General features: G+C 71.7%; 3 protein-coding genes and 1 pseudogene. 1 reads left to right on the top strand and 3 read right to left on the bottom strand.

The features are described from left to right. Positions 1-658: pseudogene (locus BM419_RS30700) on the top strand (sugar transporter); the annotation flags it as partial. A gap of 197 nt (positions 659-855) precedes the next feature. Here BM419_RS30700 and BM419_RS30695 read toward each other — a convergent pair. The 3 genes from BM419_RS30695 to BM419_RS30685 form a co-directional block, all read right to left on the bottom strand. Continuing rightward, positions 856-2223 (bottom strand): aminotransferase class I/II-fold pyridoxal phosphate-dependent enzyme, encoded by a 1368-nt coding sequence (locus BM419_RS30695; protein WP_012317954.1) that lies wholly within the window; start codon positions 2221-2223, stop codon positions 856-858. Further along, positions 2220-9662, bottom strand: coding sequence for a type I polyketide synthase (locus BM419_RS30690; RefSeq protein WP_175556425.1), 7443 nt, complete (start codon positions 9660-9662; stop codon positions 2220-2222). The genes BM419_RS30695 and BM419_RS30690 overlap by 4 nt, the downstream gene beginning before the upstream one ends. Before the next feature lie 368 nt (positions 9663-10030). Next, positions 10031-10777: UDP-glucose dehydrogenase family protein (locus tag BM419_RS30685; protein WP_139257172.1), on the bottom strand; the 747-nt coding region annotated here is incomplete at its 5' end.

Genomic DNA, 10777 nt, shown 5'->3' with positions numbered 1-10777 from the left:
CCGCCCGATCTCCCAGGCCGTCACCGTCACCGGCGAGGGCGCCGCCGGCGCCCGCCTGCCGCTCTCGGGCCACGGCGACCGCATCCTCGACGTCATCGCCGCCGCCGGCGGCAACCGCGCGCCGGTCAACGAGACCTTCGTGCGGCTCTCGCGCGGGCCGGTGACCGCGACCGTGCCGCTGACCACGGTGGTGTCGAACCCGCGTGAGAACATCTACCTGCGGCCCAACGACGTGCTGACGCTCGTGCGCGACCCGCAGACCTTCATCGCGGTGGGCGCGCTGGGCAACAGCACCGAGCTGCCGTTCCAGGCCGACGGCATCACGCTGGCGCAGGCGCTGGCCAAGGCGCGCGGCCTGTCGGACTTCGCCGCCGACCCGGCCGGGACGTTCATCTTCCGGTTCGAGCCGGCCAGCGTCGTGCGCCGGCTCAGCCCCGGCTCGAAGCTTCTGGGCACGCCTCTGGTGCCGGTGGTCTACCGGATCGACATGCGCGATCCCAACAGCCTGTTCGTGTCCCAGGCGTTCCGGATGCGCAACCGCGACCTGATCTACGTGTCGAACGCGCCCTTCACCGAGGTCCAGAAGGTCCTCACCGCCTTCAACGGCGTCACGGGCCCCGTCTCCTCGGCCGCCCTGGCCTATTCCTACGCCAAGTAAGGCGGCGCACCGCGACGCGGGCACCCACCCCATCGCGCGACGGATGCGGGTTCGCGTCGCGCCGATCCGGCCGATGCGCGCGTCCGACCGAGACCGCGGAGACCGGTCGCCCGAATGCCGAAGGGGGCGCGGATGTGATCCGCGCCCCCTTCTTCGTAACGCTCTCGGGGAACCGGGGCTCCCGGCCCCGGCCGGGCTCAGACGCGCTTCGCCAGCAGTTGCTCGATCAGCGAGCCGCCCTTGTCGATGGCGGCGAGCTCCTCCGCCACCGCGTTCACGGTGTCGCGGATCTGGTCGGGGGTGTGCTCGGAGGTGAGGAAGAAGCGCAGGCGCGAGGCCCGCTCCGGCACGGCCGGGTGGATGATCGGCTGCACGTTGATGCCCCGGCGGAACAGCCGGTCCGACAGCGTCACCGCCTTCAGCGAGTCGCCGACGATGATCGGCACGACCGCGAGGCCGAGGCTGAAGCCGGTGTCGAGGCCGAGCTTCTTGGCGGTGGCCAGGAACAGGGTGCCGTTCTGGCGCAGGCGCTCGACCCGCTCCGGCTCGGCGTGCATCACGGCCAGCGCCGCCTCGGCGGCGGCGGCCAGCGGCGGCGACATGCCGACGCTGTACACGAAGCCGCCGGCCGTGTGCTTCAGGTACTCGATCAGCGCGATCGGGCCGCAGATGTAGCCGCCGCAGGTGGACAGCGTCTTCGACAGCGTGCCCATCCAGATGTCGACCTCGCGGGGATCGACGCCGCAATGCTCGAACAGGCCGGCGCCGGTGCGGCCGGTGACGCCGAGGCCGTGCGCTTCGTCGACCATCAGCCACGCGTCGTAGCGCTTCTTGAGGGCCACGAGCCCGGCGAGGTCCGGCGCGTCGCCGTCCATGCTGTAGAGGCCCTCGACCACGATCAGCGCCCGGCGATGCTCGTGGCGGGTCGACTGGAGCAGGGTCTCCAGGGCGTCGAGGTCGTTATGCGCGAAGGAGCGGCGCTGGGCGCCCGACAGCTGCGCGCCGGTGACGATGCTGTTGTGGGATAGCGCGTCGTGGAAGATCACGTCGCCGGCTTCCAGCAGGGCGCCGATGGTCGTGACGTTGGTGGCGTGGCCGCTCACCATCACGATGCAGCCCTCGGACTGGTAGTGCTTGGCCAGCGCCTGCTCGAGGCTGATGTGCCCGGGCCGCTCGCCCGCCACGACCCGGCTCGCCGACGCGGACGTGCCGTAGGCCTCGATCGCCTCCCGGGCGGCGTTGCTCACCCGCGGATGACCGTTCAGGCCGAGGTAATCGTAGGACGAGAAGTTCGTGAAGCTCTTCTGGTCGATCCGCGTCGTGGCCCCGGCCTTGGCGTCATGGACGCGGAAGAACGGGTTGCCCAGACCGATCAGGTCGGCCGCCTGGCGCTGGAGCTTCAGCTCGCGGTAGCCCGGCAGGTTCTCGAAGTTCTGCGCCGCCGACTTGCCGGCGGGAGAGGCCGTCTTGACGGGGGCCGGGCGCGGCGTCGCGCGCCCGAGCCGGTTGGTCACGAAGCCGGCGAGCGCCGCGCGCCCGCCGTCCGGCCGTGCCGTGTCGGTCATGAGTTGGTCTCTTTGATCTCGCTGGACGTCTGCTCGATGAGTTCCTTGAGAGGCGCGAGGATCTGCGCATCGACCTCACCGCCGACATGCTTCGAGACGAGGCTCATCGCGACGCCGGCCGTCTCGTCCATGGGCGCGGAAACCGCCTGAATTAAGGACTCCGACAGCTCGTTGACGGTCATGCCCGACGAAAGTCCGGCGGGCGGCGCGTCGAGGGCGAAGCGCTCCTGCAGGCTGGCGCCGAGCTCGACGCCCATCAGCGAGTCGAGGCCGATCTCCGAGAGCTGGCGCACGCGGCTGATGTCGTCCTTCGGCAGCCGCAGGATGCGGGCGATGTCCTCGACGATCGCGTCCGATACGGTCTTGCGGACCGCGTCGAGGTCGCCGCCCTTGAGCAGCGACGCGATGTTGATCGCCTGGACGCCGCCGGCCTCGGCCTGCTGGTCCGAGCCGAGTTCGGCGTAGCTCGGCGAGCGCATGGTGGCGAGACGCTCGCGCGCCTTGCCCCAGTGCATCGCCGCGATGGCGATGACCGCCTCGTCGGGGGACGTGCCCTGGCTGCCCAGCGCCTCAGCCATCAGGTCGAGGCAGCGGCGGGCCTCCATCGGCGTGACGCCGACGCGGCCGGCGAGGCCTTCCATGACCGCCTTGTTGCGGGCGAGCATGCCGACATCGCCGATGGCGCCCCAGGCCACGGCCAGCGCGGGCAGGCCGCGGCGGCGGCGCTGGCGCGCGAGTCCCTCCATGAAGCCGTTGGCGGCCACGTAGGACCCCTGGCCCGGGTTGCCGATGAAGGTCGTCGCCGAGGAGAACAGGACGAAGTAGTCGAGGCTCCGGTCGCGGGTGGCGGCGTCTAGGTGCTGGGCGCCGATCACCTTGGGGCCGATCACCGCGTCGAGCGCCGCGGCGTCGATGTTGGAGATCAGGCCGTCCTGGAGCACCGCCGCGGCGTGCAGCACGCCCGCGAGCTTCCTGCCGCCCTGCTCGATCCCGGCGATGAGCCGGTCCACCGAGGCGCGGCTCGTGATGTCGACGGCCTTCGCCTCGACGGTCACGCCCCGCGCGGTGAGCTCCGCGACGATGGCCTTGGCCTCGTCGGTGGCCGCGCCCTTGCGGCCCGCGAGCACGAGGTGCTTGGCACCCCGGTCGATCAGCCAGCGCGCCGCCTCCAGGCCGAAGCCGCCGAGGCCGCCGGTCAGCAGGTGGACGCCCTCGGCCGAGACCGTGAACGGCCGGGCCGTGTCCTTCATGATCGTGCCGGCCTTCGGCGGGCTGATCACGATCTTCCCGATATGGCCGGACTGCTGCATCAGCCGGAACGCGTCCGAGGTCTCGGCCGCCGTGAAGGGCTGGTACGGCAGGGGCTTGAGGCCGCCGTCGTTGAACAGGGCCATGACCTCGCGGAACATCCGCGCGCCGTCGTCGCCCTGGTGCTGGATCACCTGGTCGAGGTCGACGCCGAAGTAGCTGAGGTTCCGCCGGAACGGGCGCAGGCCGATATGGGTGTTGGCGACGTAGTCGCGCTTGCCCAGCTCGACGAAGCGGCCGAACGGCCGGAGGGCGTTGAGCGAGCGCTCCATCGCCTCGCCGAACAGGCTGTTCAGCACGATGTCGACGCCGTCGCCGGTGATCGCCCGGACCTCGTCCACGAAGGCCAGGGAGCGGGAATCGAGCACGTGCTCGGCGCCCAGCGCCTTCACGAGGGCCCGCTTCTCGCGGGAGCCGGCCGTGGCGATGACCCGGGCACCCTTCAGCTTGGCGATCTGCAGGGCCGCCAGCCCGACGCCGCCCGCGCCGCCGTGGACCAGCACCCACTCGCCGCGCCGCATCCGGGCGCAGGAGACGAGGCCGTAATAGGCGGTGAGGAAGGCCACCGGCACGGTGGCGGCCGCCATCGGGTCGAGGCCGTGCGGCATCGGCGCGACGACGAGGTCCGGCACAACGATGTGCGTGGCGAAGCCCGACTGGGCGAAGGCGACGACCGGATCGCCGACCTTGAAGCCCTTCACGCCCGGGCCGACGGCCGTGACGCGGCCGGCACACTCGAGGCCGAGGCGGGGGCCGGCGAAGCCGTCCTCGAGGATCTCCTCGGGGAGCATCGAGAGCGCCCAGAGAACGTCGCGGAAGTTGAGGCCGGTGGCCTCGACCGCGATCTCCATCTCGCCCTTGCCGGGAGCGCGGCGATCGGCCGGCCCCCAGACCATCTCGCTCAGGCCGCCGGTGTTGCTGCGCTCCAGGCGCGCGGCCTCGGCCGGGACGGCGTCGGCCGGATCCCGGTGCTGCGGCCGGCCGGCATGGAAGCGCACGACCTGGGTCCGCTCGTCGTCCAGCACGATCTCGGTCTCCGGGGTGCCGGAGAGGATGAGGTCGCGCAGGCGCTCGGAGGCGCGCTTCGACGACATCTCGGGGGAGAGGTCGATGCGGCGGACGTCGAGGTTCGGGGCTTCGTTGGCGAGCGTGCGGGAGAAGGCCCACACGCCGGCCTCGATGTTGGTGGTCTGGCCGCCGCGGTCGCGGGTCGCGCCAGGCGCCACGACCCAGAGCTTGGTCTGGCGGGATCCCAGGTGCTCGGTGCAGCGCTTCAGGCTGAGGCAGCGGTCGCGCAGCCGCTCGGACGCCTCGCCGCCGCGGGTGAAGGCGCCGGCCAGGAACACCACCGTGTCGGGGGTCTCCTTCTCCAGCTCCATCAGGGAGGTCTCGGAGTCGAGGATGATCGAGACGTGCACGCCGCCCGCGACCAGCAGGGTCGCCAGGGAGGATGCGGTCTCGGCCGCGAACTCGTCGTCCGAACCGATGATGAAGGCGAAGCTCTGCGCCGGGGCCGGACCCGGGCGCACCGGCGCCTCGGCGGTCAGGAGCAGGTCGTCGCCGTTGGCCGACGCCGCCCGCTCGACCTCGACCTTGACCAGGCCGTGGGCGCTCAGGATGCGCTGCCAGCCCTCGATATCCTCGAGCCGGCCCACGGGCAGGCCGCCCGCGGCCTCCTCGAACCAGCCAGCCGTGAGACCGAACACGAGGTCGCGGAACAGGGAGGCGCCCGGCTCCACGGCCACCAGCAGGCCGCCGGTGGCGAGCGCCCCGGCAAGCTGGCCCGGGAGGCTGCGGTCGCCGCGATGCAGGCTGCCCGACGCCAGGATCAGGTCGAAGCTGCCGGGCGCGAGCTCCTCGGCGGTCTCGACCACGGCGGCGGCACGGCCGAGCGACAGGCGAGCGCGCTCGGCGAGCCGGCGGTCGGTCTCGAAGACGGTGAGCCGGGCCTCGGCGGCGGACGCGAAGGTCGCGGTCTGGGCCGAGAGCGGGCCGAAGCCGACCTGCAGGACGCGGAGCGCCCGCTCCTTCGGGAGCTGGGCACGGCTCCGTTCGATCAGGCCGGCGACCACGTCGGCGCCGTGGCGCGCGGTGGCCGAGCGCAGCACGAAGGCGTCGATCGCCCCCTGCGGCAGGGACGGCGCGTCGGTGAGCGTGCCGGCGAGCAGCCGGTCGACCAGGGCGCCGACATCGGCGATCAGCACCAGCTCGGCCGAGAGGTCCGGATGGTCGCCGGCGATCCAGCGCATGATCTCGTCGGGCGCCGGCAGGGCGGAGCCGTCGCCCAGCGTCCAGTTCTGGCCCGCGCGCTCGGCGAGGCCGCTGCTCTCCAGGGCGTAGAGGGCGTTCAGCAGCCAGGGGCGCAGGGCCTCCGGCACACGGCTGTCAGTGACCGAGACGGTCTCCCCCTGCGCCAGCCCGGAGGCGAGGCGGTAGGCGAGCGAGGTCGCCCAGCCCTCCAGCAGGAGGTGGCCCGGCGACAGGGCGGCGTCGGACGGCCCCTTCGACTCGGCGGCGAGCGGGCGCAGACGCGCGGCCACGCTCGGGCGGCGCTCCATCGGGATCGCGGTCGGCTCGGTGGCGAGCTCCGGCACCTGCGAGATCGCGAAGGTCGAGAGGTCGCCGCCGTTCTTGGCGCGCAGGGCCTGGAACCGGCCCTCGCGGATCGTGGCGATGACCGCGCCCTCGGCGTCGAGGAGCGTGAAGTCGGCCAGGATCGAGCGCTCGTTGCAGCGGCGGGTGCGGATGATCGAGCGGGCGATCACCGCGCCGGGGCGCAGCATACGGACCTCGCCGAAGCGCACCGGGATGTAGGCCTTGCCGCCGTTCTCGCCGAGCAGGTCGGCGAACAGCAGGATCAGCCCGTGGAAGCACGCGTCGAGCCGGTTCGGCACCAGGCCGTAGCGGGTGTCGGGCTCGGCCGGCAGCAGGTCGGAGACGATCGTGGCGTCGTCGAGCCGCGCGCTCATCGCCACCTGCTGGAAGCTCGGGCCGAAGCCGAGCCCGGAGGCGAGGGCCTTGGCGTAGAGCGCGTCGCCGGTGAGCACGTGGTCGCCCGCGGTCTCAAAGCTGAAGCCGTCGAGATCCGGTGTCTTCGGGGCCGAGAAGGTGCCCTCGACGATCTTGGCCTGGGCGTGCAGCTGCCAGGGGGTCTGGGTCAGGCGGGGCCGGCTCAGCACCTGGATGCCGTTGCCGGAGCCCGACAGGCGCACCGCGACCTCGCGCAGGGCGTCCTCGGCGAACACCATCGGCGCCACGATCTCGAAGTCGGCCAGCACGACCTCGTCGTCGCGCAGGGCCTCGCGAACGCAGGCCAGGGCCATCTCGACGAAGCCGGCGCCCGGCATGATCACCTGGCCGTCGACCTTGTGATCCTCCAGTTCCGGCACGGTCACCGGGTCGACGAAGCCGTTCCACTCCAGCCCGTCGAAGGTCGTGCGCGACCCGATCAGCGGGTGGTAGGGGCGGGGGCTCATCGCGCCGACGCCCTCGGTGGTGTCGGCGAGGCGGAACGGGCGGCGCTGCCACGGGTAGGAGGGCAGGCGGACGTCGCCCTTCGGGGCGTCGCCGAACAGCAGCGTCTCGTCGACCTGCGCGCCCTGGACGAGGGCGGCGCTGACCGCCTTGGCGATCGGGTCGCCGCCGGAAGCCTTGCGGTGCATCACGCCGACCGTGGCGGTCTCGATGCCCAGCGGCTCGACCGCGTCGCCGACGTGCGACATCAGGGTCGCGCGCGGGCCGACCTCCACGAACACGCGGGCGCCGCGGCGGGTGGCGTCCTGCACGGCCTCGCAGAAGCGCACGGGCTCGCGGATGTTGCGCCACCAGTAGCCGGCGCCGAAATTCTCGCCGCCCAGCACCGAGCCGGTCACGGTCGAGACCATCGCGGTGGTGCCGGTCCGCGACTTGAGGCCCGCGAGGTCGCGCAGCAGCGGCTTCTCGGTCGGGTCCATCAGCCGTCCGTGGAAGGCGTAGGCGAGGTCGAGCTTGCGGCCGCGGCGGCGCTTGCGCGACAGGGCCTTGATGGCGGCGTCGATGTCGGCCACCGGCCCGGCGACCGTGACGGCCTTGGGGCTGTTGTAGGCGGCGATGTCGAGGGTCGGGTAATCCTTGAGGAAGGTCTCGACCTCCTCGGCCGGCATCAGCAGCACCGCCATGGTGCCCTGGCCGTGCGTCGTCTCCTGGTGGTGGCTGCGGTAGTAGATGACCCGGACCGCGTCCTCCAGGCTGAGGATCCCGGCGGCCTCGGCGGCCGCGATCTCGCCCACGGAGTGGCCGAGGACGTAGGACGGGATCAGGCCCTTCGCCTTGAGCGCGGCCGTCGAGGCGCTCTCGATGGCGAAGATCAGCGGCTGCGAGACGCTGGTCAGCGCGAGGCGCTCGTCGAGGTCGTCGGCGTAGAGCGCGTCCTTCAGCGACCAGTCCGAGTAGGCCCGGAACAGGGTATCGATCCGGTCGAAGGTCGCGCGGAAGGTCGCGTTCTCCTCGTAGGCCTCGCGGCCCATCCCGGCCCACTGGCTGCCGTTGCCGGAATAGATGAACGCCACCTCGGCGACGCGGTCGACCGCGGTGCCGGTGAAGGCGTCCTGCGTGTCCTCGCCCTCGCCGACGGCGCGCAGCGCCGCGGCGACGTCGGTCTTGCCGTCGAGCGCGACGGCGAGGCGGGCGGGCATGCGCTCGCGGCGATGCGCCACCGCGGCCGCAACGGTCGCGACCTGCTCGGGGGCGGCCTCGAGGCGCTCGGCGTAGTCGAGGGCGAGCTCGTTCAGCGCCGCCCGGCTCTGGGCCGAGAGCAGCAGCACCTGGGCCTGGGGCTCCGCGGTCGCGGCGGCGGGCTTCGCCCAGGCCGGCGCGTCGGTGATGACGACGTGGGCGTTGGTGCCGCCGAAGCCGAAGGAGTTGACGCCGGCGAAGCGCTCGCGCGAGCCGCGGCCGATCTTCAGCGGCGCGCGCACGACGTCCAGGTTGAGCTCGCCGAAGGGGATCTCCGGATTGAGCTCGGCCGCGTGCAGCGACGGCGGGACGAGATCGTGCTCGAGCGCCAGAGTCGCCTTCATCAGGCCGGCGAGGCCGGAGACCGGCTCGGTGTGGCCGATATTGGTCTTGATCGAGCCGATCGGCAGCGGCGCCTGCCGGCCGCGGCCGAGCTTCGAGCCGATGGCCGAGGCCTCGATCGGGTCGCCCACCGGCGTGCCGGTGCCGTGCGCCTCCATGAAGGCGAGGTCGTCGAGGCGGATCTCGGCCTCGCGGTAGACCTTCTCCAGCAGGGCGCCCTGGGCGTAGCCCGAGGGGAGGGAGATGCCGGTGGTCCGGCCGTCGGAGTTGATGCCGGAGGCGGCGACGACCGCGCGCACGGTGGCGCCGTTGCGCCGCGCGGCCTCGGCCGACTGCAGCACGAACACCACGCCGCCCTCGGAGCGCACGTAGCCGTCCGCGTTCTTGGAGAACGCCTGGCACAGGCCGGTGCGCGAGAGCATCTGCGCGGTGGAGAAGCAGATGAAGTTGAACGGGCTCGCCAGCACGTTCACGCCGGCGACGACCGCGGTGTCCACGCGGCCCGACCGGATCGCCTGCACGGCGTTGTCGAAGGCGACGAGCGAGGACGAGCAGGCCGTGTCGACCGTGAAGCTCGGGCCCTTGAGGTCGAAGATGTAGGAGATGCGGTTCGAGATGATCGAGAGCGTGTTGCCGGTCGCCGCGTAAGCGTCGCCCGACGGCGCGTCGAGGATGCGCAGGTTGCCGTAATCGAGGGACGAGGCGCCGACGAACACGCCGATATTGCTGCCGGCCACGCTCGACGGGCGCAGGCCCGCGTCCTCGAGGGCTTCCCAGGTCAGCTCGAGCAGCATCCGCTGCTGCGGATCCATCTGCTCGGCCTCGCGGGGCGAGATGCCGAAGACCGACGGGTCGAACGACCAGACGTCGTCGATGACACCGGCCGCCCAGGTGTAGCTCTTGCCGCGCTCATGGGCGCGCGGATGGGCGAACCGCTCCAGGGAGAACCGGTCGGCCGGCACCTTGCTGACGGCGCAGCGCCCTTCGGACAGGAGTGACCAGAGCCCATCCACGCTGGGAGCCCCGGGCAGTCGGCATGCGCGTCCGACGATCGCAATGTCTGTACGTTGTGTCACGTTCGGTTCGCACACGCTCGTTATCGGAAGTCGGCTCGGCTCTCGACGAGTGAGTACCCTCTCACCCCTTACTGTGGCACCATTGCGGTGTCCAACCAGCCCTAACGCGAGGTCATCCCCGCGTGGCAAAATTGCCAGAGGCTGTGACATGTATTCATCAGAAGCTTATCCAATTCCTACGGTCAAAACGCCAAGTTTGAACCGCCGGACCGGCTGCCGAGACGCGGGCTCGATCACGAGAAAGCCACAGTTGCGCCTCCGCGGACGCCGCCCGTCTAGCGGCATCGATGCCGATTCCGGAAGAAATCTTCGCGATGTCGCGCAAGTCCCGCACAGGAATCCGGGCTCGAAGGCCTGCGCAGTGATGATCAAGACCCGATCCGGGCGACGCTCTCCTTGGTTCGTCCGACGCCGCAATAGGTGAAACCGTGGCGCGCGGCGCTCGCGGGGTCGTAGATGTTGCGCAGGTCGATCAGCACGGGAGCCGCCTCACCGGACGACATGGCCTGACGCAGCCGGTCGAGGTCGAGGGCCCGGAACGCGTTCCACTCGGTGACGATCACCACCGCGTCGGCGCCCTCGGCGCAGGCGTAGGCGTTCTCGGCGTAATCCACAGCCGGCATCAGGATCCGAGCCTGCTCCATGCCCTCGGGATCGTAAGCGCGGACCACGGCGCCGGCGTCCTGCAGGCCCGCCACGATCGCCAGCGCGGGCGCGTCGCGCATGTCGTCGGTGTTCGGCTTGAAGGTCAGGCCGAGGAGGGCGATCGTCTTGCCCCGCACCGACCCGCCGCAGGCCTTGATCACCTTGCGCGCCATCGCGCGCTTGCGCTGGTCGTTGACCGCCACCACCGTCTCGACCAGCCGCAGCGGCGTGCCCGCGTCCTGCGCGGTCTTGACCAGGGCCAGCGTGTCCTTGGGGAAGCACGAGCCGCCGTAGCCCGGCCCGGCATGCAGGAACTTCGACCCGATCCGGTTGTCCAGGCCGATGCCGCGCGCCACCGCCTGCACGTCCGCGCCCACCGCCTCGCACAGGTCCGCCACCTCGTTGATGAACGTGATCTTCGCCGCGAGGAACGCGTTCGCCGCGTACTTGGTCAGCTCGGCCGTCCGGCG

It is taken from the genome of Methylobacterium sp. yr668, from assembly GCF_900116245.1.
GTDB lineage: Bacteria > Pseudomonadota > Alphaproteobacteria > Rhizobiales > Beijerinckiaceae > Methylobacterium.
This window is presented reverse-complemented; position numbering and strand designations above follow the sequence as displayed.